The organism is Rhodoferax sp. LB1P47 (genome assembly GCF_056521445.1).
In genome coordinates, this window is the sequence record NZ_JBWMAU010000023.1 from 29,071 (window position 1) to 50,303 (window position 21,233).

Annotated in this window: 21 protein-coding genes, 1 tRNA gene and 1 pseudogene; 21 read left to right on the forward strand and 2 right to left on the reverse strand. The window is 61.6% G+C overall.

Annotated features, from left to right (window positions below; translation table 11 throughout):
- Positions 1–57: 57 nt before the first annotated feature.
- The 13 genes from AC0969_RS18235 to AC0969_RS18295 all read left to right on the forward strand — a co-directional run bounded on the left by AC0969_RS18235 (position 58) and on the right by AC0969_RS18295 (position 13,093).
- A complete protein-coding gene (locus tag AC0969_RS18235; RefSeq protein WP_479625574.1) occupies positions 58–591 on the forward strand; it encodes a MarR family winged helix-turn-helix transcriptional regulator in 534 nt (177 codons plus the stop codon).
- Positions 581–2,020, forward strand: coding sequence for an efflux transporter outer membrane subunit (locus AC0969_RS18240; protein WP_479625575.1), 1,440 nt, complete (start codon positions 581–583; stop codon positions 2,018–2,020). Before AC0969_RS18235 ends, AC0969_RS18240 begins: the two co-directional genes overlap by 11 nt.
- A gap of 49 nt (positions 2,021–2,069) precedes the next feature.
- The gene (locus AC0969_RS18245) at positions 2,070–3,380 is read left to right on the forward strand and encodes an EmrA/EmrK family multidrug efflux transporter periplasmic adaptor subunit (protein ID WP_479625576.1); all 1,311 of its coding nucleotides are present in this window, start codon (positions 2,070–2,072) and stop codon (positions 3,378–3,380) included.
- 7 nt (positions 3,381–3,387) lie between these two features.
- Positions 3,388–4,953 (forward strand): DHA2 family efflux MFS transporter permease subunit, encoded by a 1,566-nt coding sequence (locus AC0969_RS18250; protein ID WP_479625577.1) that lies wholly within the window; start codon positions 3,388–3,390, stop codon positions 4,951–4,953.
- 93 nt (positions 4,954–5,046) lie between these two features.
- A complete protein-coding gene (thrS, locus tag AC0969_RS18255) occupies positions 5,047–6,954 on the forward strand; it encodes a threonine--tRNA ligase (RefSeq protein WP_479625578.1) in 1,908 nt (635 codons plus the stop codon).
- Between the two features lie 89 nt (positions 6,955–7,043).
- On the forward strand, positions 7,044–7,646 hold the full coding sequence (infC, locus tag AC0969_RS18260) for a translation initiation factor IF-3 (RefSeq protein ID WP_479625594.1): 603 nt from the start codon (positions 7,044–7,046) through the stop codon (positions 7,644–7,646).
- Between the two features lie 192 nt (positions 7,647–7,838).
- The gene (rpmI, locus tag AC0969_RS18265) at positions 7,839–8,042 is read left to right on the forward strand and encodes a 50S ribosomal protein L35 (protein ID WP_479625579.1); all 204 of its coding nucleotides are present in this window, start codon (positions 7,839–7,841) and stop codon (positions 8,040–8,042) included.
- 26 nt (positions 8,043–8,068) lie between these two features.
- On the forward strand, positions 8,069–8,428 hold the full coding sequence (gene rplT / locus AC0969_RS18270; protein WP_479625580.1) for a 50S ribosomal protein L20: 360 nt from the start codon (positions 8,069–8,071) through the stop codon (positions 8,426–8,428).
- Between the two features lie 103 nt (positions 8,429–8,531).
- Positions 8,532–9,584, forward strand: coding sequence for a phenylalanine--tRNA ligase subunit alpha (pheS, locus tag AC0969_RS18275; RefSeq protein ID WP_479625581.1), 1,053 nt, complete (start codon positions 8,532–8,534; stop codon positions 9,582–9,584).
- Positions 9,585–9,604: 20 nt separating this feature from the next.
- Positions 9,605–12,046: a phenylalanine--tRNA ligase subunit beta gene (gene pheT, locus AC0969_RS18280; RefSeq protein WP_479625582.1), complete on the forward strand. Its 2,442-nt coding sequence runs from the start codon at positions 9,605–9,607 to the stop codon at positions 12,044–12,046.
- A gap of 41 nt (positions 12,047–12,087) precedes the next feature.
- Positions 12,088–12,399, forward strand: a complete 312-nt coding sequence (locus AC0969_RS18285) for an integration host factor subunit alpha (protein WP_295956877.1) — start codon at positions 12,088–12,090, stop codon at positions 12,397–12,399.
- A gap of 141 nt (positions 12,400–12,540) precedes the next feature.
- Positions 12,541–12,990: a MerR family transcriptional regulator gene (locus AC0969_RS18290; protein ID WP_479625583.1), complete on the forward strand. Its 450-nt coding sequence runs from the start codon at positions 12,541–12,543 to the stop codon at positions 12,988–12,990.
- 26 nt (positions 12,991–13,016) lie between these two features.
- Positions 13,017–13,093, forward strand: a tRNA-Pro gene (locus AC0969_RS18295).
- A gap of 85 nt (positions 13,094–13,178) precedes the next feature.
- On the opposite strand, the gene AC0969_RS18300 is transcribed toward AC0969_RS18295, so the two are convergent.
- On the reverse strand, positions 13,179–14,069 hold the full coding sequence (locus tag AC0969_RS18300; RefSeq protein WP_479625584.1) for a dienelactone hydrolase family protein: 891 nt from the start codon (positions 14,067–14,069) through the stop codon (positions 13,179–13,181).
- An 80-nt stretch (positions 14,070–14,149) separates the two neighbouring features.
- Positions 14,150–14,701: a C40 family peptidase gene (locus AC0969_RS18305; RefSeq protein WP_479625585.1), complete on the reverse strand. Its 552-nt coding sequence runs from the start codon at positions 14,699–14,701 to the stop codon at positions 14,150–14,152.
- A 343-nt stretch (positions 14,702–15,044) separates the two neighbouring features.
- Between AC0969_RS18305 and AC0969_RS18310 the strand changes: the two genes are divergently transcribed.
- The 8 genes and pseudogenes from AC0969_RS18310 to AC0969_RS18345 all read left to right on the forward strand — a co-directional run.
- Positions 15,045–16,064: a sulfate ABC transporter substrate-binding protein gene (locus tag AC0969_RS18310; RefSeq protein ID WP_479625586.1), complete on the forward strand. Its 1,020-nt coding sequence runs from the start codon at positions 15,045–15,047 to the stop codon at positions 16,062–16,064.
- Between the two features lie 10 nt (positions 16,065–16,074).
- Entirely contained in the window at positions 16,075–16,653 is a 579-nt protein-coding gene (gene ssuE, locus AC0969_RS18315; protein ID WP_479625587.1) for an NADPH-dependent FMN reductase, read from the forward strand.
- Positions 16,654–16,741: 88 nt separating this feature from the next.
- Positions 16,742–17,692: an aliphatic sulfonate ABC transporter substrate-binding protein gene (locus tag AC0969_RS18320; RefSeq protein ID WP_479625588.1), complete on the forward strand. Its 951-nt coding sequence runs from the start codon at positions 16,742–16,744 to the stop codon at positions 17,690–17,692.
- A 133-nt stretch (positions 17,693–17,825) separates the two neighbouring features.
- Positions 17,826–19,010, forward strand: a complete 1,185-nt coding sequence (ssuD, locus tag AC0969_RS18325) for an FMNH2-dependent alkanesulfonate monooxygenase (protein WP_479625589.1) — start codon at positions 17,826–17,828, stop codon at positions 19,008–19,010.
- A 14-nt stretch (positions 19,011–19,024) separates the two neighbouring features.
- A complete protein-coding gene (ssuC, locus tag AC0969_RS18330) occupies positions 19,025–19,879 on the forward strand; it encodes an aliphatic sulfonate ABC transporter permease SsuC (RefSeq protein ID WP_479625590.1) in 855 nt (284 codons plus the stop codon).
- 9 nt (positions 19,880–19,888) lie between these two features.
- Positions 19,889–20,710 carry an ATP-binding cassette domain-containing protein gene (locus AC0969_RS18335; protein WP_479625591.1) on the forward strand — a complete coding sequence of 274 codons (822 nt, stop codon included), beginning with the start codon at positions 19,889–19,891 and terminating at the stop codon, positions 20,708–20,710.
- A 26-nt stretch (positions 20,711–20,736) separates the two neighbouring features.
- Positions 20,737–20,952 carry a TOBE domain-containing protein gene (locus AC0969_RS18340; RefSeq protein ID WP_479625592.1) on the forward strand — a complete coding sequence of 72 codons (216 nt, stop codon included), beginning with the start codon at positions 20,737–20,739 and terminating at the stop codon, positions 20,950–20,952.
- A 166-nt stretch (positions 20,953–21,118) separates the two neighbouring features.
- Positions 21,119–21,233 (forward strand): annotated as a pseudogene (locus AC0969_RS18345) (S-(hydroxymethyl)glutathione dehydrogenase); the annotation flags it as partial.

Genomic DNA, 21,233 nt, shown 5'->3' on the forward strand with positions numbered 1-21,233 from the left:
ATGCATAAACAAACAAAGACTTGACAGTAATTGTCTAGGCAATTAATAATCCAGCCCATGCAACAGCCTACCAGTCACCCCAACTTCTATGCCCCCGACAGCTACGTCGCCGAAAACGGCAGCGTCGGCTACCTGATGCACCGCGTCACCACCGCGATGGTGCAAGAGCTGGAACGCCAGTTCGAGCCCAGCGGCCTGACCAACGCGCAGTGGAAACCGCTGTTCAAGCTTTTTACCGGCGAGGTCTCCACCGTGGCCGAGCTGGCCCGCGCCTGCACGTTGGACGCAGGCGGCATGACCCGCCTGCTGGACCGGCTGGAGGCCAAAGGCCTGTGCCAGCGCGAGCGCTCCAGCGAAGACCGCCGCGTGGTCAACCTGGCCCTGACGGACGCTGGCCGCCAGTCCGCCGAATGCATTCCCGAAGTGCTGAGCCGCGTGCAAAACGCCTACCTCGCAGGCTTCTCGCATGAGGAGTGGCAGACCCTGAAAAGCTACCTGCGCCGCATGCTCGACAACGCCAATGACATCCAACAAGCCCAACAAGCCCAATCCACCACCGCCGCTGCTGCCGGAGAAAAAAATGCCTCTTAAAACCTTGCCCCGTCTGGCCTTGGCCGCCGTTGCCCTGGCCAGTCTGGCCGCCTGCGCCAACTTCTCGGGCATCGCCCCGCAATCCAACCTGCGCCCCGCCACCGTGGTGGGCGCGTCCGGTTCGTCCGACGCAGCCCCGGTCGATGCCGCCTGGTGGCAGGGCTTTGCCGACCCGCAGCTCAACCAGCTGGTGGCCCAGGCCCTGGCCGATAGCCCCAGCCTGCAACTCGCCCAGGCCCGCCTGCGCCGCGCCCAGGCCCTGGCCGATGGGGCCGATGCCGCCACCCGCCCCAGCCTGGCGGCCGACCTGAACGCCACCCACCAAAAGTACACCGCCAACGGGGCCGTGCCCGCGCCCCTGGCCGGGTCGATCCGCGACACCGGCACGCTCCAGCTGGCCGCCAGCTGGGAGCTGGACTTTTTCGGCAAAAACCGCGCCGCCCTGGATGCCGCGCTGGGCCAGACACAAGCCGCCCAGGCCGATGCCCAGGCCGCCCGCGTGCTGCTGGTCAGCCAGGTGGCGCGCAGCTACTTCCAGCTGCTGCGCCTGAACGGCCAGTTGGAATTGGCCAACCGCACCCTGGCCCAGCGCAGCGAGCTGCTGCAACTGGTGCGCGACCGGGTGGAAGCCGGGCTGGACACCCGCCTGGAGCTTAAGCAAAGCGAAGGCAGCCTGCCCGAAGCCCGCCAGCAGATCGAAGCCCTGCACGAGCAAATGGCCCTGGCCCGCAATGCCTTGTCGGCCCTGGTTGGGCAGTCCAATGCGGCGGATGCGCTTGTATTACCTGCGCTGGCAGCTATCAAAACCGCAGCACCCGCCCAGGCCATCCCGGCCGACCTGTTGGGCCGCCGCGCCGACATCGCCGCCGCCCGCTGGCGTGTGCAAGCTGCCGGGGCCGATACCGCCAGCGCCAAAGCCCAGTTCTACCCCAACGTCAGCCTGACCGGCTTTGCCGGGTTCTCCAGCATCGGCCTGGGCAACCTGCTGCAAGCCAGCAGCCAGCAATGGGGCATCGGCCCGGCGATCCATCTGCCGATCTTTGACGCAGGCCGCCTGCGTGCCGGGCTGAAAACCAAAACCGCCGACCTCGATGCCGCAGTAGACAGCTACAACACCGCCTTGCTGGATGCCGTGCGTGACGTGGCCGACCAGCTGGCCTCGCAGCAGTCCATCGCCCGCCAGCAAACCCAGCAGCGCGATGCCCAGGCCGCCGCCGAGGCCGCTTTTGAGATTGCGGTGCAGCGCTACCAGGCCGGGCTGGGCAACTACCTGCAAGTGCTGGCATCTGAGACCGCCGTGCTGGCGCAGCGCCGCTTGCAGGTCGATCTGGCCGCCCGTGCGCTCGACACCCAGGTGGCGCTGACCCGTGCACTGGGTGGTGGCTATGTCGCATCTGCTACTGAATCAATAGCTACTAGCGCATATTAAATAAGCGCTAGAGCCCTATTTCTTATAAATTTTTTCTAAAGTAAATACCATGACCGACTCGACCAACGCCGCCGCTGCCAACCCCAACCGCAAAAAGTCCCTCATCACCATCGCCGCCGTGGTGGTGTTGGCCGGGCTGGGCTGGGCCACCTACGACCTGGTGGTGGCCAGCCACTATGAGGACACCGACAACGCCTACGTGCAGGGCAATGTGGTGCAGATCACCCCGCAAATCGGCGGCACGGTGATGGCCATCCTGGCCGACGACACCGACTTCGTGCGCGCCGGCCAGCCGCTGGTGCAGCTCGACCCCGCCGACTCCAAACTGGCGCTGGACCAGGCCGAGGCCAACCTGGCCCAGACCGTGCGCCAGGTGCGCACCCTGTACGCCAACAACACCACCCTGGCCGCCCAGGTGGCCCTGCGCAGCGCCGATGTGGCCCGCTCGCAAACCGACACTGCCCGCGCCCAGAGCGAAGTTGCCCGCGCCCAGGACGACCTGCGCCGCCGCCAGGCCCTGAGCGGTAACGGCGCCGTGTCGAAAGAAGAACTCAGCCACGCCCAAACCCAGCTGGCCACCGCCCAAAGCGGCCTGTCCGGCGTGCAGGCCAGCATTGCCGCCGCCCAGGCCGGTGTGGTGGCCGCCAAAGAGCAGCTGGCCAGCAACCAGGCCATGACCGACGGCACCAGCATCGCCCAGCACCCGAATGTGCTGGCCGCCGCCGCCAAGCTGCGCGAGGCCTTTTTGGCCAGCCAGCGCGCCGCCGTGCTGGCCCCGGTGGATGGCTATGTGGCCAAGCGCACCATCCAGCTCGGCCAGCGCATCGCCGCCGGTACGACCATGATGTCCATTATTCCCCTGAGCCAGGTGTGGGTGGATGCCAACTTCAAGGAAGTGCAGCTGCGCAACATCCGCATCGGCCAGCCGGTCACCCTGACCGCCGACCTGTACGGCAAAAAGATGGAGTACACCGGCAGCGTGCAGGGCCTGGGTGTCGGCACCGGCGCCGCCTTTGCCTTGCTGCCCGCGCAGAACGCCACCGGCAACTGGATCAAGGTGGTGCAGCGCGTGCCAGTGCGCATCGCGCTGGACCCGGCCCAGGTGGCGGCCCACCCGCTGCGTGTCGGCCTGTCGATGGTGGCCACGGTGGACGTGCGCCAGCAAGACGGCAAGATGCTGGCCGATGCCCCGCGCAGCCCCGCCCAGGCCACCATGCAGGTCGGCCCCACGCTCGACAAAGCCGCCGAGACGGATGTGCAGCGCGTGATCGCCGCTAACCTGGGTCGTAGCAGTGCGGTTGCGCATCCCCCGGTCAAGCTGGCCGCCGTGCCCAATGCCTCTGCCGCACAGGTGCAATAAACCCGCCATGGCCACCGCTTTCACCTACACGCCACCGCCGCCGCTGGAAGGTTCGGCCCGCATGTGGGGCACCATTGCCCTGTCTACCGCCACGTTCATGAACGTGCTGGACACCTCCATCGCCAACGTGTCGTTATCGGCCATCGCGGGCGACCTGGGTGTCAGCCCCAACCAGGGCACCTGGGTCATCACCAGCTTTGCCGTGGCCAACGCCATCTCGGTGCCGCTTACCGGCTGGCTGTCGCAGCGCTTTGGCCAGGTGCGGCTGTTTGTGTTGAGCATCGTGCTGTTCGTGCTGGCCTCGTGGCTGTGCGGGCTGGCCCCCAACATGGGCACGCTGATCGCCTTCCGCATCCTGCAAGGCTTTGTGGCCGGGCCGATGATCCCGCTGTCGCAGGCGCTGCTGCTGTCCAGCTACCCCAAGGCGCTGGCGGGCACGGCGATGGCGATGTGGGCCATGACCACCCTGGTCGCCCCGGTAATGGGCCCGCTGCTGGGCGGCTGGATCACCGACAACATCTCTTGGCCGTGGATTTTTTACATCAATATCCCGGTGGGCCTGCTGGCCGCCGCCGCCGCCTGGAGCCTGTACCGCAAACGTGAGACACCCACCAAACAACTCCCCATCGACAGCGTGGGCCTGGCCCTGCTGGTGGTGTGGGTGGGCGCGCTGCAAATCATGCTCGACAAAGGCAAAGAGCTGGACTGGTTCCACTCCACCGAGGTGCAGATCATGGCCGCCGTGGCCGTGGTTGGCTTCCTGTTCTTCTTGGCCTGGGAGCTGACCGAAAAGCACCCGGTAGTGGACCTAAGCCTGTTCGCCCGGCGCAATTTCTGGGCCGGTACGGTGGCTACATCGGTGGGCTACGGCCTGTTCTTTGGCAACGTGGTGCTGCTGCCGCTGTGGCTGCAACAGTACATGGGCTACACCGCCACCCAGGCCGGCTTTGTGCTGGCCCCGGTGGGGCTGCTGGCCATCGTGTTGTCGCCGTTGGTGGGCAAGAACATCGCCAAGTTCGATCCGCGCCTGTTCGCCACCCTGGCCTTCATCGTCTTCGGCGTGGTGCTGTGGATGCGCTCGCGCTTCAATGTGCAGGCCGATGAGGCCACGCTGATGGTGCCCACCATCGTGCAAGGCATTGCGATGGCGTTTTTCTTCATCCCGCTGAGCATCCTGACGCTGAGTGGCCTGCCGCCCGACCGCATCCCCGCCGCCTCGGGCCTGACTAACTTTGTGCGCATCACCGCCGGTGCTATGGGCACTTCGCTGGTCACCACCGTGTGGGAAAGCCGCACCGCGCTGCACCATGCCCAGCTGGTCGAGTACATCACCCCGGGCCGCCAGGTGGCCAGCAACACTTTGGGCGGCCTGGCCAGCGCCGGGTTGGACCCGCAGCAGGCTTTGGCCCAGGTCAACCTGCTGATCGGCCAGCAAGCAGCCACCTTGGCCGCCAACGACGTGTTCTTCGCCTCGTCGGTGCTGTTCGTAGCGCTGATCCCGCTGGTGTGGATCACCAGGCGCCCCGCAGCGATGGGCAAAGCAGCTGCCGAGGCAGCTGCAGGCGCGCATTGAAGCACGGCTAAAATCCGCTGTTGCGCAACAGCCAGGCGCGGTCTAACTTTTACGTTATCCACCGCGCTTTTTGCTTTCTAACTCCAGACACCCATGATCCACATCACGCTCCCCGATGGTTCCGTTCGCGAATTTCCTGCACCAGTGACGGTGGCCGAAGTAGCCGCCTCCATCGGCACCGGCCTGGCCAAGGCCGCGCTGGCCGGCAAGATCAATGGGACCGTGGTGGACACCAGCTACCTGATCACCCAGGACAGCCCGCTGGCCATCGTCACCGCCAAAGATGCCGACGGCCTGGACGTGATCCGCCACTCCACCGCCCACTTGCTGGCTTACGCCGTCAAAGACCTGTTTCCCGACGCGCAGGTCACCATCGGCCCGGTGATCGAAAACGGCTTCTTCTACGACTTTTCGTACAAGCGCCCGTTCACGCCGGACGACCTGGTGGCCATCGAGAAAAAGATGACCGCCCTGGCCGCCAAGGACGAGCCCGTGACCCGCCGCGTGCTGCCGCGCGACGAGGCTGTGGCCTACTTCAAAAGCCTGGGTGAACACTACAAGGCCGAGATCATCGCCAGCATCCCGGCCGACCAAGATGTATCGCTGTACCGCGAAGGCGCGTTTGAAGACCTGTGCCGCGGCCCCCACGTGCCCAGCACCGGCAAGCTCAAGTTCTTCAAGCTGATGAAGCTGGCCGGTGCCTACTGGCGCGGCGACCACAACAACGAAATGCTGCAACGCGTCTACGGCACGGCCTGGGCCAGCAAAGACGATCTGCAAAACTACCTGACCCAGTTGGAAGAAGCCGAGAAGCGCGACCACCGCAAGCTGGGCCGCGAGCTGGACCTGTTCCATATCGACGAGCATGCGCCCGGTACCGTGTTCTGGCACCCCAAGGGCTGGACGCTGTGGCAGGAGGTGGAGCAGTACATGCGCCGCGTCTACCGCGACAACGGCTATCAAGAGGTCAAAGGCCCGCAGATTCTGGACCAGGGCCTGTGGGAGAAAACCGGCCACTGGGACAAATACCGCGAAAACATGTTTGTCACCGAATCGGAAAAGCGCGACTACGCGCTGAAGCCGATGAACTGCCCCGGCCACATCCTGATCTTCAAGCAAGGCATCAAAAGCTACCGTGATTTGCCGCTGCGTTTTGGCGAATTCGGCCAATGCCACCGCAACGAGCCCACAGGCGGCCTGCACGGCATCATGCGGGTGCGCGCGTTCACCCAGGACGATGGCCATATTTTCTGCACCGAAGACCAGATCCAGGCGGAAGTGATTGCCTTTACCGCGCTGTTGCAGAAGACCTACAAGGATTTCGGCTTTACCGACATCATCTACAAGCTCTCGACCCGGCCTGAAAAACGCATTGGTTCTGAGGAGAGCTGGGACCGTGCCGAGCAGGCATTGGCTGAGGGCTTGCGCGCTTCCGGCTGTGACTTTGAATACCTGCCCGGCGAGGGGGCTTTCTACGGCCCCAAGATCGAGTACACCCTCAAAGATGCACTGGGCCGTCCGTGGCAGTGCGGCACGATCCAGGTGGATCCCAATATGCCCGAGCGGCTGGATGCCGAGTTCGTGGGGGAAGATGGCGCACGCCACCACCCCATCATGCTGCACCGCGCCATCGTCGGAAGTCTGGAGCGTTTCATCGGTATTTTGATCGAGCAACACGCGGGTGCGTTGCCCACCTGGCTGGCCCCGGCACAGGTTTCCATCCTCAATATTTCCGAGGCGCAGGACGATTACTGTCGCGAAATTGCCAAAACGCTGCAAGATCAAGGGCTTAGGGTCCAACTCGATTTACGCAACGAAAAAATTACGCGTAAAATACGTGAGCATTCGATGCAAAAGCTTCCCTACATCCTGGTCGTTGGCGACAAGGAAAAAGAAGCTGGGTCCGTCGCAGTGCGCGCCCGGGGCAATATTGACCTCGGTGTGATGTCGCTAAAGGACTTCCAGTCCAAAATTGCCAGCGACATCGCTCTAAAACTGTAGTTTTTAAATAAACCTAGGCTTTAGTGCACGCCCTGCTTACGGTAATTGCTATTTAAAATATAGCATTCTAATTTTGAAGGATTTGAGCCATCGCTACTGAATTTCGTGACCGCCGTCACCGCGAAGAACGCAAACACCGTCTGAACCGTGAAATCATGGCCCCGGAAGTCCGTCTTTCCGGCCCTGAAAATGAACCCTTGGGCATCGTCAGCCTGATGGAGGCTTTGCGCTTAGCCGGTGAATATGACGTTGATCTGGTTGAAATTGTTGCCACGGCGAACCCGCCCGTCTGTCGTTTGATGGACTACGGCAAGTTCAAGTACCAGGAACAAAAGAAAGCGGCCGACGCGAAGTCCAAGCAAACGGTGATCGAGATCAAGGAAATCAAATTCCGTCCCGGTACCGACGATGGCGACTACAACATCAAGATGCGCAATATCAAGCGTTTCCTGGCCGATGGCGACAAGTGCAAGATCACTTTGCGTTTTCGGGGGCGAGAAATCACCCACCAGGAAATCGGTATGGCCTTGCTGCAACGCATCCGCAACGACTTGCAAGATCTGATCATCGTGGAGCAGTTTCCCAAGTTGGAAGGCCGCCAGATGATCATGATGATCGCGCCCGGCAAGAAAAAGCCAGCGTCCAGCAAGCCTGCGGCAGAGGTTGCACCAGCGCCCGCAGTCGCATCGTAAGAATTTCAACCTGCCGGTTTCGGCTTGCAGGTTGTAAATGCAGAGAAATGTATTTTTCTCTGCATGGAGTGGAGAGTGAAAACTCACCGCTCGCAGTGGGGGATGCAAATCCACCACTAAAAGTGGCTCGGGGCCAACAAGTCTGGGATCGGTTTCCAGCGCCTCACGAGCACAATGAACAGGAGCATTGAAATGCCCAAAATGAAGACCAAGAGCGCGGCGAAAAAACGCTTTCGCGTTCGTCCAGGTGGTACCGTTAAACGCGGCCACGCCTTCAAACGTCACATCTTGACCAAGAAGACCACCAAAAATAAACGCCAGTTGCGCGGTTCTGCTGCAGTGCATGAGACCAATATGGGTCACATGGCGCAGATGCTGCCCGGCCGTGGTATTTAATTTAACGACGAACAAGGAGTAAATACATGCCTCGCGTCAAACGTGGTGTAACGGCTCGCGCCCGCCACAAAAAAGTTCTCGCCCTTGCAAAAGGTTTCCGCGGTCGCCGTGGTAATGTTTACCGTGTTGCCAAGCAAGCGGTAATGAAGGCTGGGCAATATGCCTACCGTGACCGTCGGACCCGCAAGCGGGTGTTCCGTCAGCTGTGGATTGCCCGTATTAACGCCGCTGCGCGTGAATGCGGTCTGACCTACAGCCAGTTCGCCAATGGCCTGAAGAAGGCAGCCATCGAGATCGACCGCAAAGTGCTGTCCGATATCGCTGTGCACGACAAGGCAGCTTTTGCCAGCATCGTGGAGCAAGTCAAGGCCCGTCTGGCTGCTTGATTCCCCACGCTAGTTTGCTATTCTTTGAGTAGCATTCTGTGCAAGTAAACCAAGGGCTAGAGCTTGAAAAGGCACTAGCCCTTTGTCATTTCCAAGAGATCTTATGAACGAGTTGGACGCGATTGTCAGTGCAGCACACAGCAGTTTCCAGGGGGCTAGCACGCCCGCCGATCTGGAGAATGCCAAAGCCCTGTTTTTGGGTAAATCCGGCCGCATCACCGAGCTGATGAAGGGCATGGGGGCCTTGAGCGTAGAAGAAAAAAAATCACGCGGTGCTTCCATCAACTTGGCCAAACAAGCCATCGAAGCCGCCTTGACTGCGCGCCGCAAAGCCTTGGCGGATGCCGAGCTGGAGCAGCAACTCAAGGCCGAAGCGCTCGACGTGACCTTGCCGGGCCGCCAGCGTGGGCAGGGAGGTTTGCACCCTGTGTCCTTGACGCTGGAACGCATTGAGGCCATTTTTGGTTCAATGGGTTTTGAAGTTGCCCAGGGCCCCGAGATCGAATCCGACTGGTTCAATTTCACCGCGCTGAATACGCCCGAAGACCATCCTGCACGGTCCATGCACGACACGTTTTATGTCGAAGGCGGCACCGCCACCGCGCCCAACCTGCTGCGCACCCACACCAGTCCGATGCAGATCCGCCATGCCGTCACGCATGTCAAGAAACATCGTGCGGCCATCGATGCAGGGCAGGTGATGCCCGAGATCCGCGTGATCGCGCCCGGCCGCACCTACCGTGTCGATAGCGATGCCACCCATTCCCCAATGTTCCACCAGTGCGAAGGCCTGTGGATTGGCGAAAACGTCAGCTTTAAAGACCTGAAAGTGGTTTTTACCGATTTCTGCCGCACTTTCTTTGAATCAGATGACTTGGTGCTGCGCTTCCGCCCCAGCTTTTTTCCGTTCACCGAGCCCAGCGCCGAAATCGACATCCAGTTCCAGAGCGGCCCGCTGTCGGGCCGTTGGCTGGAAGTGGCAGGCTCCGGGCAGGTGCACCCGAACGTGGTGCGCAATATGGGCCTGGATCCCGAAAAATACATCGGCTTTGCCTTCGGCATGGGCCCCGACCGTCTGACCATGCTGCGCTACGGCGTGAACGACTTGCGACTGTTTTTTGATGGCGATATTCGCTTTCTGAGCCAGTTCCAATAACCCATTCACGAGTACCGAACATGCAATTTCCTGAATCCTGGTTGCGCGCCTTCTGCAACCCCGACCTGACCACTGAGCAATTGGCCGACACCTTGACCATGGCCGGGCTGGAAGTCGAAGAGCTTAAACCCGTTGCTCCGCCGTTCACCGGCATCGTCGTGGGCGAAATCAAAACGGCCGAACAACACCCCAATGCCGACCGTCTGCGCGTCTGCACCGTGGATGTGGGCCAGGCCGAGTTGCTGAATATCGTTTGCGGCGCACCAAATGCCCGCGTCGGCATCCGCGTGCCTTGCGCACTGGTGGGCGCCGAGTTGCCCCCCGGTGAAGATGGAAAACCCTTCCTGATCAAGGTTGGCAAGCTGCGCGGTGTGGAAAGCCAGGGCATGCTGTGCTCGGCGCGTGAACTTAAGCTGTCTGACGACCAAGGCGGCCTGCTGGAGCTGGCGGCCGATGCGCCTCTGGGTCAGAACATCCGCGAACATTTGGCGCTGGACGACACCTTGTTCACCCTCAAACTCACGCCCAATCTGGCGCACTGCCTGAGCGTGTTTGGGGTGGCCCGCGAAGTCGCCGCGCTGACCGGTGCACCCTTGCTACAGCCCAGCTTCCCGGTGGTGGCGGTGCAAATCGCCGACCGCCTGCCGGTCGCAATTAGTGCCCCTGACCTGTGCGGTCGTTTTTCGGGCCGTGTGGTGCGCAACGTCAACCCCAAAGCCAGCACCCCGCAGTGGATGGTGGACCGCTTGGCGCGTTGTGGACAGCGCAGCGTGACAGCACTGGTGGACATCTCCAATTACGTGATGTTCGAGTTGGGCCGCCCGTCGCACATCTTTGACCTGGACAAAATCCACGGCGGACTCGATGTGCGATGGGGCCAGCCCGGCGAGCAGCTCAAACTGTTGAATGGCAACACCGTCACCGTCGATGAAAAAGTTGGTGTGATTGCCGATGACCAACAGGTGGAATCGCTCGCTGGCATCATGGGTGGCGATGCGACGGCCGTGTCGGACGATACGGTCAACATCTATGCCGAAGCGGCCTTCTGGTGGCCCAAGTCCATTGCCGGTCGTTCGCGCCGCTATAACTTCTCGACGGATGCCGGTCACCGCTTCGAACGCGGCGTGGATGCCAGCCATACCGTGGAACATCTGGAGCGCATCACCCAGTTGATTCTGGATATCTGCGGTGGCGAAGCCGGTCCGATGGACGACACGCAGGTCAATGTGCCGCAAGCTACGCCCGTCACTTTGCGCGTGGCGCGGGCGGTCAAAGTCATCGGTATGCCATTGACCCAGGCGCAGTGCGCCGACGCGTTGACCCGTCTCGGTTTGCCGGTGGTGGAGGGCGATGGCGTGCTGACCGTTACCCCACCGTCTTACCGTTTTGACCTGGCCATCGAAGAAGACCTGATCGAAGAAGTGGTGCGCATGGTGGGCTACAACCAGTTGCCCACCACGCCACCGTTGGCCCCGATCACCGCCAAAATCCGCTCTGAAGCACAGCGCAGCCCTTTCGCGGTACGCCGTGCGTTGGCAGGTTTGGGCTACCAGGAAACCATCAACTTCAGCTTCGTGGAGGCGCGCTGGGAGCACGAATTGGCGGGCAACCCCAACCCGATCCAGCTGCTGAATCCGATTACAAGCCAAATGAGCGTTATGCGCTCGTCCTTGATGGGATCTTTGCTACAAGTTTTGAAGTTCAACCTGGACCGCAAGGCGGAGCGGGTGCGGGTGTTCGAGCTGGGTCGGGTGTTTCTGCGCGATGCCAGCGTGGTCAACTCCGACACCACTGTCGCAGGCTTTCACCAGCCCATGCGGGTGGCGGGCATTAGCTTCGGTGCGGCGGACCGCCTGCAATGGGGGCGCAGCGAGCAGGCTGCTGACTTCTTCGACATGAAGGGCGACGTGGAGGCGCTGCTGGCGCCTTTGTCCGTCCAGTTTGAGGCCGCTGAACACCCCGCTCTGCACCCTGGCCGTTGCGCCCGGGTGTTGCTGGGCGGGCAGGCGATTGGCTTTATTGGTGAGTTGCATCCGCAATGGCGCCAAGCCTATGACTTGGCGCAGGCCCCGATGCTGTTTGAACTGGAGTTGGATCCAGTATTACAACGCCCAGTACCGGTGTTTGCACCGGTTGCCAAGCACCAGGCGGTCGAGCGCGATATTGCCGTGATCGTGAATGAGGCGGTGGGGCATGGCGCGTTGCTCGCGGCAACTCACGCTGCGGCCACCAACGGTTTGCTGCGCGACGCCGTGGTATTTGACATCTATCGCCCCAAGCCTGCTCCCAAAGCTGCTGAGCCGGTCTCTACAGGCGGCCTGGCGCAGGGCGAGAAGAGTGTGGCACTGCGCCTGACGCTCAATAGCCTAGATGCCACGTTGACCGAACCGCAAATTGAGTCCGCTGTGCAAGCGGTGCTGGCGCAGTTGTCCACGCAATGCGGCGCGCGGTTGCGTGCCTGAGCAGAACGGTTTTGACCCCACACGACAACCTGGAGAGAGCCGTGGAAATTGCGGTTGAAAGTCTGGAAACCCCAGCCCTGACCAAAGCCCAACTGGCCGACTTGCTGTTTGAGCAAATCGGCTTGAACAAGCGCGAGTCCAAAGACATGGTGGATGCTTTTTTTGACTTGGTGAGTACCAGCTTGGTCGAGGGAACGGATGTCAAGATTTCCGGTTTTGGCAACTTCCAAATCCGCATCAAAGCCCCCCGGCCAGGGCGCAACCCGCGTACCGGCGAGGCCATCCCCATCGATGCACGCCGGGTTGTCACCTTCCACGCCAGCCACAAGCTCAAAGAGCAAATCCAGGGCTGAACGCCATATCTGGCTCAGAGGGGAGTGGCCTGGGCTGGCGTGAGAATGGTCACGCTGCATGCCAAGTAGTTTTCTGTCCATCTGTGACTTGGGTTAACCTCTTCGGCTGTTCTTGTACTTGAAACAACCTGGTTGATTTTTATGGGGAATTACCTCCCGTCCATCCCTGCCAAACGCTATTTCACCATCGGGGAAGTGGCGGAGTTATGTGGTGTCAAGCCGCACGTGCTGCGGTACTGGGAGCAAGAATTTACCCAGTTGCGCCCCATGAAGCGGCGTGGGAATCGGCGTTATTACCAGCACCATGAAGTGCTGATGATCCGCCGCATCCGTGACCTGTTGTACGACCAGGGTTTTACGATCAGCGGCGCCCGCAACAAGTTGCAAGAACTGGTGCAGGGCGAACGTGACAAACAGCGCAGCAGTGGGCTGGTGTTGGACGGCATGGACAGCCTGGACGAAGGCGATATGTCTTTTGAGCGGCTGGAAGATGTAGTCACACTCGACTATGACGAGGCTGCGGTCCAGCAGCTTTTATCTGTTCGCCAAGAATTATTTGAAATTCGTGACCTGCTTTCAGAAGTACTCTAAGCGCAGGCTATAATACGAGGCTTGATCGGTGTGTGGCGCAGCCTGGTAGCGCACTTGCATGGGGTGCAAGGGGTCGAAGGTTCGAATCCTTTCACACCGACCATTTAATTTCAAAAAGCCCTCTAAGAAGTCATTTCTTAGAGGGCTTTTTCACGTCTGAAAAAGCCTGCTGCGGATATTTGGGGCCATTAGGCTCGCAAGTTTTGGTTGAAGAATGCCAGTGTGCGGTCCCAGGCCAACTTCGCTGCGGCTGCGTCAAAGCGGGGGGTTGTGTCGTTATTGAAGCCGTGTTGTGCGCCAGGGTACTGGTGGGCGGTGTAGCGCACGGCGGCGGCTTTCAGGGCGGCTTCGTAGGTGGGCCAGGCGGCGTTGATACGTTCATCTACGGCGGCAAAGTGGATCAGCAGCGGGGCTTTGACTTTGGCGGCTTCTGTGGGGGCGGGGTGGTTGCCATAAAAGGGAACTGCGGCTCCCAGGTCAGGCAGGCGGGTGGACAGCATGTGGGCGACACCGCCGCCATAGCAGAAGCCGACCACACCTATCTTGCCGGTGACGGCCGGATGTGCTTTGAGGAAGGCGGCTGCGGCAATAAAGTCTTCGGTGGTTTTGGCTTGGTCGAGTTTGGCGAACAGCTCGCGGGCTTTTTCTTCATCGCCAGGGTAGCCACCCAGGGGCGTGAGTGCATCCGGGGCAAAGGCCACAAAGTTGTCTAGTGCGAGACGCCGGGCGATGTCTTCGATGTGGGGGTTCAGGCCTCGGTTTTCATGGACTACCAAAATGGCGGGCAAGGGGCCGGAGGCTTTGGCGGGCCGGGCCAGATAGCCTTTGACCGTGCCAGAGCCGGTGGGCGAGGGGAAGGAGAGGGTTTCGGTGGCGATGCGTGGGTCGGTGGGGGCGACTTGCTGGGCGGCTGCGAAGTTGGGGCTGAGCGCGCCGAGCAGCATGGTGGCGGTGACCCCGCCGACGGCAAATTTTTGGGCCCGCTCTAGAAATCCCCGGCGGTCCAGCGTGCCGTGTACGTAGGCATCGAACAGTATCAGCAGTTCTTGGTCAAAATCTTGGGCCGTTTTGCGTTGCATGGTGGTCTCCTAAAAATAGGAGCATATCGGCTGGCCAGATTTCCGCAAAGACCGTCAGATGGTGCGGGTCTTCGATGTTTTTAGGGATTGGTTTCGGCGCTGGGCGTGACGCGGCGTGCTCCGTCGAAACGGCGTTGCCAGTAGGCGGCGCGCATATCGTCTACGCGCACCTCGGAGCCGGTGCGGGGCGAGTGGATGAATTTACCGTCGCCCAGGTAGATGCCCACATGGCTGAAGGCGCGCTTCATGGTGTTGAAGAACACCAGATCGCCGGGGCGCAACTCGCTTTTGTCGATGCGGTCGGTGGCGGCGGCTTGCTCGTTGGCGCGGCGCGGCAGCACCATGCCGACGGTTTGCTCGTACATGGCGCGGACAAAGCCGCTGCAATCAAAGCCGGTCTCGGCCGAGGTGCCTCCTCGTTTGTACGGCACACCCAGAAAACCCATCGCGTTGACCACCAGATCGGAGGCCTTGCTGCTGACGTTTTGGCGTACCTGCGCGAGCTGGCCAATGGTGTGGCTTAGCAGGCTGCGCTCGGCCAGTAATTTGTCCATGTCATCGGTGCCGGGGGGATTGGGCTCGGCGTGTGCCGTTGCACACACCAGAAAGAATATTGCTAGCCATTTTTGCATCGGGCGAAGGTTAGAGGCTGGGAAGCGTTTAGTCAAGTTGGAGGGGCTTCGTAAGCTGTTGATTCGTAATGAACTTTACCATGCGGCGGGTAAATTTATGGCAACCGGACGGGCCATTGGGTGCCAAGGGTGATGCGACCTGGCACCGACATGAAAGTGCCAGCGGCGCTGTTGCACTGCCTGCCAACTATGTCCGACAGCGTCATATTTGCGGTGCACGTACGTGCCAGGATGGATGGTTGAGACATTTAAGTAATAAACAATCAATAATTCATTCGTTCCAGTTTTGACGATGCGCTTCCAGAATCCAACCCATCGCACAACTCTGGAACTCTGAATCTCTATGCTGACCCGCCGCACTCTCTCCCAAGCCCTGTTTACTGCGGCCCTTTCTGTGGCTGGTTTTGCCCACGCCCAGGCCCCCGCACCCATCAGCTTGCTGAACGTGTCTTACGACCCGACCCGCGAGTTCTACAAAGACTTCAACGCTGCTTTTGCCAAAGACTGGTTGGCCAAGAATAAGCAAGAAGTCACCATCAAGCAGTCGCACGGCGGCTCGGGCAAGCAGGCGCGCTCGGTGATTGACGGGCTGGAGGCCGATGTGGTCACCCTGGCCCTGGCCTACGACGTGGACGCGCTCCACCTTTTCGGCAAGCTGATTCCTGCCGACTGGCAAAAACGCCTGCCGCATAACGCCGCGCCCTACACCAGCACCATCGTGTTCCTGGTGCGCAAGGGCAACCCCAAAAAAATAGCCGATTGGTCTGACCTGGTACGCCCCGGCATCGGCATCGTCACGCCCAATCCCAAGACCTCGGGCGGTGCGCGCTGGAACTACCTGGCCGCCTGGGGTTACGCCGTGAAGAAAAACGGTGCCGACGCAGCCCATGCCCGCGACTTCGTCAAAGCCCTGTACAGCAACGCGGTGACGCTGGATTCTGGCGCCCGTGGTGCCACCACCAGCTTCACCGAACGTGGCCAGGGCGACGTGCTGATTGCCTGGGAGAACGAAGCCTACCTGGCGCTGCAAGAGTTTGGCAAAGACAAGTTCGAGATCGTCACCCCCAGCCTGTCCATCCTGGCCGAGCCGCCAGTGAGCGTGGTGGACAAAGTGGTGGACAAGCGCGGCACCCGCAAGGTGGCCGAGGCGTATTTGCAGTACCTGTACAGCCCGGTGGGCCAGGACTTGGCGGGCAAGAACTTCTACCGCCCGCGCGACAAGGCGGCCGCCGCCAAATACGCCAAGCAGTTTGGCCATGTGAACCTGTTCACTATCGACGAACTCTTCGGCGGCTGGACCCAGGCGCAGAAAACCCATTTCGCCGATGGCGGCGTGTTCGACCAAATCTATAGCAAGAAGTAAGGAGCCCCGCATGTCCATTCTTCTGATTGCCGGTAGCCCGTCTGAGCGCTCGCGCTCCGCCGCCTTGCTCGATGCGGTGCAGCTGCACCTCGAATTGCGTGGCGCACAGGTGGAGCGGGTGTTGATCCGCGACCTGTCACCCCAGGCCTTGGTGCTGGCCGATGTGGGCCACCCCAGCATTGCGCAGGCGGTGGCCAAGGTGGCGCGGGCGCAGGCTATCGTGGTGGCCACGCCCATTTACAAGGCGGCCTACAGCGGCGTGCTGAAGCTGTTTTTGGATCTGCTGCCACAGACTGCTTTCAAGGGCAAAACCGTGCTGCCTCTGGCTACCGGCGGCAGCCCCAACCACATGCTGGCGCTGGATTACGCGCTGCGGCCGGTGCTGCAAGCGCTGGGGGCCGACCACATCTTGCCGGGCGTGTTTGCCACCGACGGCCAAGTGGTGTTGCTGCCTGACGGCCACCAGCTGGACGACGACCTGGCCCAGCGCCTGCAGCGTGCGGCGGGCCTGCTACCGGTGTCCAAGGACTGGGGCAAACATGCGGCCAACGCGCCTATCCATTTCTCGCACGTGCGCTGTAGCGTTTAAACGCGCCTTCCGGTTTTTCCGCTTTTTTGATAGGGCTGCAAGCGCGGCAGGGCGAAGCCTTGCCTACGCACCACCCCAAGGACTTTTTATGACCGTATCGCACCTGATTTCCCGCCGCCACATCCTGGCCACCGCCGCGCTGGCCGTGCCCGCTTTCAACGCCTTCGCCCAGGCCCCACGCACCCTGCGCATCGGCAACCAGAAAGGCGTACTAAGCTTTTTGAAAGCCCGTGGCACGCTGGAAAAGCGCCTGGCCCCACTGGGCGTCAGCGTCACCTGGACCGAGTTCAACGCCGGGCCGGTGCAGCTCGAAGCGCTCAACGTCGGTGCCATCGACTTCGGCGATGTGGGCGAAGCCCCGCCCATCTTTGCCCAGGCCGCCGGTGCGCCGCTGGTCTATGTAGCGGCTACCGTGCCCCTGGTTAGCAGCGAGGCCGTGATCCTGCCCAAAGGCTCAACAGTCCAGAAGATTGCGGATCTCAAAGGTAAAAAAGTGGCCTACAACAAGGGCTCGAACGTGCAGTTCTTCCTGGCCAAGCTGCTGGAAAAAAACGGCCTGGCCTACACCGATGTGCAGCACGTGCACCTGGCTCCCGCCGATGCCCGCGCTGCTTTTACGCAGGGCGCGGTGGATGCCTGGGTGATCTGGGACCCGTTCTTCGCCGCCGCGCAAAAAACGCTGGACGCACGCCTGCTGGCCGATGCCCGGGGTGTCGTCAACAACCGGGGTTACTACTTCAGCTCGCGCAGCTTTGCCGACCAGAACGCCGACATCCTGCGCATTGCGGTGGAAGAGGTGGGGGCCATCGACGCCTGGTTTGGCACCGACCGCGCCGCTGCCGCAACCGAGTACGCCGCCATCCTGGGGTTGGACCGCAGCGTGGCCGAGCAAACCCTGCAACGCCGCGCCATCGGCACCGTGCCCATCACCAAAGCCATCCTGGCCGAGCAGCAGCAGATTGCCGACACCTTCTACGCGCTCAAGCTGCTGCCCAAGAAGATCAACATTTTGGAAGCCGCCCAGGCGGGCGTGGCCTGAGCCATCTCGGGCCCTTTGAGAAATAAGAGTATTTAAGCCATCTAGCGCTTATTCCATATGCGTAAGCAGCTATTAAAAATATAGTAAATATGACGCTCCTAAAAACGGGAAGCGTCTAAGCAGCGAGGTTCCTATGCAAATTTTCTGGTTCATCCCCACCCACGGCGACAGCCGTTACCTCGGCACGGCGCAGGGCGCGCGCGAAATCGACTACGACTACCTGAGGCAAGTCGCGCAGGCCGCAGACAGCCTGGGCTACGAAGGCGTGCTACTGCCCACCGGCCGCTCGTGTGAAGACCCCTGGGTGGTGGCAGCCAGCCTGTTGCCGGTGACCCAGCGGCTGAAGTTTCTGGTGGCCGTGCGCCCCGGCCTGCACCAGCCCAGTCTGGCGGCCCGCATGGCCGCCACGTTCGACCGCTTGTCTGGCGGGCGGCTGATGATCAACCTGGTGACCGGCGGCGACCAGGCCGAGCTGGAAGGCGACGGGGTCTACCTGGAGCACGCCCAGCGCTACCAGCAGTCGGCCGAGTTCATCCGCATCTGGCGCGAGATTCTGGCCCGCAGCCACAAGGGCGAGACCTTCGACTTTGAAGGCGAAAACCTCAGCGTGACCGGGGCCAAGCTGCTCTATCCGCCGGTGCAAAAACCGTATCCGCCCGTGTACTTTGGCGGCTCATCCGACGCGGCGCACGACCTGGCGGCCGAGCAGGTCGATACCTATCTGACCTGGGGCGAGCCGCCGGCCGAGGTGGCTAAAAAGGTGGCCGATGTGCGGGCCCGCGCTGCCAAGCATGGCCGCACGGTGAAGTTCGGCATCCGCCTGCACGTCATCGTGCGCGAAACCGAAGCGCAAGCCTGGGCCGCCGCCGACAGCCTGATCAGCAAGCTGGACGACGACACCGTGATCCGCGCCCAGGCGGCATTCGCCCAGATGGATTCGCAAGGCCAGCGCCGCATGGCCGCCCTGCACGCCGGGGGCAGCAAACGGTCCCGGGCCGACCTGGAAATCAGCCCCAACCTGTGGGCCGGTGTGGGCCTGGTGCGCGGTGGTGCGGGCACGGCCTTGGTGGGCGACCCGCAAACCGTGGCCGCCCGCATGCAGGAGTACGCCGACATCGGGCTGGACACCTTTGTGCTGTCGGGCTACCCGCACCTGGAAGAGGCCTACCGCTTTGCCGAACTGGTGTTTCCGCTGCTGCCACTACGGCTGCAGGAAAAGCTGCAAGACCCACAGGACGACCGGCGGGCACAGCGGACGATAGGCGGATTTGGCGAGGTGGTGGGTAACAGCTACCACCCCCGTGCCGCACAGAGCTGAACCGAGGCGATGCGATGAACGTCAAACTCCATCCACTGCCGTCCAGCCGCCTTGGGCGTGCGGCACACACCACGGCCTTACCTTTCAAAGCCTTTGCCGCCAGCGTAGGCCAGGGCTTGCTGCCCTGGCTGCTGCCCATCGTGCTGGTGGTGGCCTGGCAAATCGCCAGCAGCAGCGGCTGGTTGGCCACGCGCATCCTGCCCGCGCCGCTGGACGTGTTCAAGGCCGCATGGACCCTGGCTGCCTCGGGCGAGCTGGCCAAGCACGTGGGCGTGAGCGCCTGGCGCGCGCTGACCGGTCTGGCCATCGGCGGCGGGCTGGGCCTGCTGCTGGGTCTGCTGACCGGCTCGGTGAAGTTCTTCGAAACCCTGCTCGATTCCAGCCTGCAAATGGTGCGCAACATCCCGGCGCTGTCACTGATTCCGCTGGTGATTCTGTGGTTTGGCATTGACGAGACGGCCAAGCTGTTTTTGATCTCGGTGTCGGTGTTTTTTCCGATCTATCTGAACACCTTCCACGGCATCCGCAATGTGGACCCGGCCCTGATCGAGATGGGCCGCAGCTACGGCCTGACGCGCTGGCAGCTGTACCGCGACATCATCTTGCCGGGCGCGCTGTCCAGCATCCTGGTGGGCCTGCGCTTCTCGCTGGGGCTGATGTGGGTGATTCTGATCGTGGCCGAAACCATCTCGGCCCAGGCCGGTATCGGCTACCTGACGATGAACGCCCGCGAGTTTTTGCAGACCGATATTGTGCTGGTCGGCATCCTGCTCTACGCCTTGCTGGGCAAGTTTGCAGACGTGTTTGCACGCGGTTTAGAGCGCTACTTTTTACGTTGGCATCCAGGCTACCAAGCCTCGACCCATTGAGGGGAAACCATGTCTGATTCCACATCGTCCAACGGCGTACGCCTGCAACTGCAATCGCTAACCAAGCGCTACGGGGACCGCACGGTGCTGCACAACACCCAGCTCACCATAGCCCCCGGCCAGTTTGTTGCCATCGTCGGGCGCAGCGGCTGCGGCAAAAGCACCTTGCTGCGGCTGGTGGCCGGGCTGGAGGCGGCCAGCAGCGGCAGCCTGCAACTGGACGCAGACGCTATCGACGGCATCCGCCGAAATGCCCATATAAGCACCCGCATCATGTTCCAGGATGCGCGCCTGCTGCCCTGGCGCAAGGTCATCGACAACGTGCTGATTGGCCTGCCCAAGTCGGCCCGGGCGCTGGGCCACAAAGTGCTGGCCCAGGTGGGCTTGGCCGACCGCCAGCAGGACTGGCCCGCCAAGCTCTCCGGCGGCCAGCGCCAGCGCGTGGCCCTGGCCCGCGCTCTCGTGCACAACCCGCGCCTGTTGCTGCTGGACGAACCCCTGGGCGCGCTGGATGCGCTGACCCGCATCGAGATGCACCGCCTAATCGAAGGCCTATGGGAGAAGCACCGCTTCACCGCGCTGCTGGTCACCCACGACGTGCAAGAGGCGGTGGCCCTAGCGGACAGGGTGATCCTGATCGAAGACGGCCGCATCGCGCTGGATGAAAACATCGCCTTGGCCCGCCCACGCTGGCATGGCGACCCGGAGTTCGCCCGCATCGAAAAACGCATTCTTGACCGGGTGCTACAGAAAAAGGAGCTACCTGCGCATATAGAACATGCGCGGGGAGGCGATTTGATCCCCATATTTGGCCTGAACTGGGCTATTTGATTTTTTAACCACCAAGGAGTATTTCCATGACCATCCAAGCCATCAACGTCCGCAACCAGTTTCGCGGCAAGATCAAAGAAATCATCCAGGGCGATGTCGTCTCCGAAATCGATGTCGAAACCCCCTGGGGCATCGTCACCTCGGTCATCACCACCCGCTCGGTCGTTGATCTGGAGCTGAAGGTTGGCAGCGAAGTGGTGGCGCTGGTCAAATCGACCGAAGTGTCGATTGCCAAGCTGTAGAACGCAGCGGTTCATTTCGGCCAACTTGCGCACCAGGGCGGCCAAGTCGGGCCGGGCAGGGCGCTTGTAACGTGGCGTGGGGCTATGCGGCATTACATTCGCGGCGGTGGCAGCACAGCATGCCAAACCCGAACATGTCCATTGACCGTAAGCGAGAGATCCCTCCATGAAAACCAAAGCCGCCGTCGCCTGGAAAGCAGGCCAGCCTCTGACCATCGAAACCGTGGACCTGCAAGGCCCCAAATTCGGTGAAGTGCTGGTCGAAATCAAGGCCACCGGCA

Bases quoted from the DNA above. Each gene is read 5' to 3' on its own strand.
- ssuC (WP_479625590.1), top strand. From the start codon at position 19,025: ATGAACGTCAAACTCCATCCACTGCCGTCCAGCCGCCTTGGGCGTGCG.
- thrS (WP_479625578.1), top strand. From the start codon at position 5,047: ATGATCCACATCACGCTCCCCGATGGTTCCGTTCGCGAATTTCCTGCA.
- AC0969_RS18305 (WP_479625585.1), bottom strand. From the start codon at position 14,701: ATGCAAAAATGGCTAGCAATATTCTTTCTGGTGTGTGCAACGGCACAC.
- rpmI (WP_479625579.1), top strand. From the start codon at position 7,839: ATGCCCAAAATGAAGACCAAGAGCGCGGCGAAAAAACGCTTTCGCGTT.
- rplT (WP_479625580.1), top strand. From the start codon at position 8,069: ATGCCTCGCGTCAAACGTGGTGTAACGGCTCGCGCCCGCCACAAAAAA.
- AC0969_RS18235 (WP_479625574.1), top strand. From the start codon at position 58: ATGCAACAGCCTACCAGTCACCCCAACTTCTATGCCCCCGACAGCTAC.
- AC0969_RS18240 (WP_479625575.1), top strand. From the start codon at position 581: ATGCCTCTTAAAACCTTGCCCCGTCTGGCCTTGGCCGCCGTTGCCCTG.
- AC0969_RS18250 (WP_479625577.1), top strand. From the start codon at position 3,388: ATGGCCACCGCTTTCACCTACACGCCACCGCCGCCGCTGGAAGGTTCG.
- pheT (WP_479625582.1), top strand. From the start codon at position 9,605: ATGCAATTTCCTGAATCCTGGTTGCGCGCCTTCTGCAACCCCGACCTG.
- AC0969_RS18335 (WP_479625591.1), top strand. From the start codon at position 19,889: ATGTCTGATTCCACATCGTCCAACGGCGTACGCCTGCAACTGCAATCG.
- pheS (WP_479625581.1), top strand. From the start codon at position 8,532: ATGAACGAGTTGGACGCGATTGTCAGTGCAGCACACAGCAGTTTCCAG.
- AC0969_RS18290 (WP_479625583.1), top strand. From the start codon at position 12,541: ATGGGGAATTACCTCCCGTCCATCCCTGCCAAACGCTATTTCACCATC.
- AC0969_RS18310 (WP_479625586.1), top strand. From the start codon at position 15,045: ATGCTGACCCGCCGCACTCTCTCCCAAGCCCTGTTTACTGCGGCCCTT.
- AC0969_RS18320 (WP_479625588.1), top strand. From the start codon at position 16,742: ATGACCGTATCGCACCTGATTTCCCGCCGCCACATCCTGGCCACCGCC.
- AC0969_RS18300 (WP_479625584.1), bottom strand. From the start codon at position 14,069: ATGCAACGCAAAACGGCCCAAGATTTTGACCAAGAACTGCTGATACTG.
- AC0969_RS18245 (WP_479625576.1), top strand. From the start codon at position 2,070: ATGACCGACTCGACCAACGCCGCCGCTGCCAACCCCAACCGCAAAAAG.
- ssuD (WP_479625589.1), top strand. From the start codon at position 17,826: ATGCAAATTTTCTGGTTCATCCCCACCCACGGCGACAGCCGTTACCTC.
- ssuE (WP_479625587.1), top strand. From the start codon at position 16,075: ATGTCCATTCTTCTGATTGCCGGTAGCCCGTCTGAGCGCTCGCGCTCC.
- AC0969_RS18340 (WP_479625592.1), top strand. From the start codon at position 20,737: ATGACCATCCAAGCCATCAACGTCCGCAACCAGTTTCGCGGCAAGATC.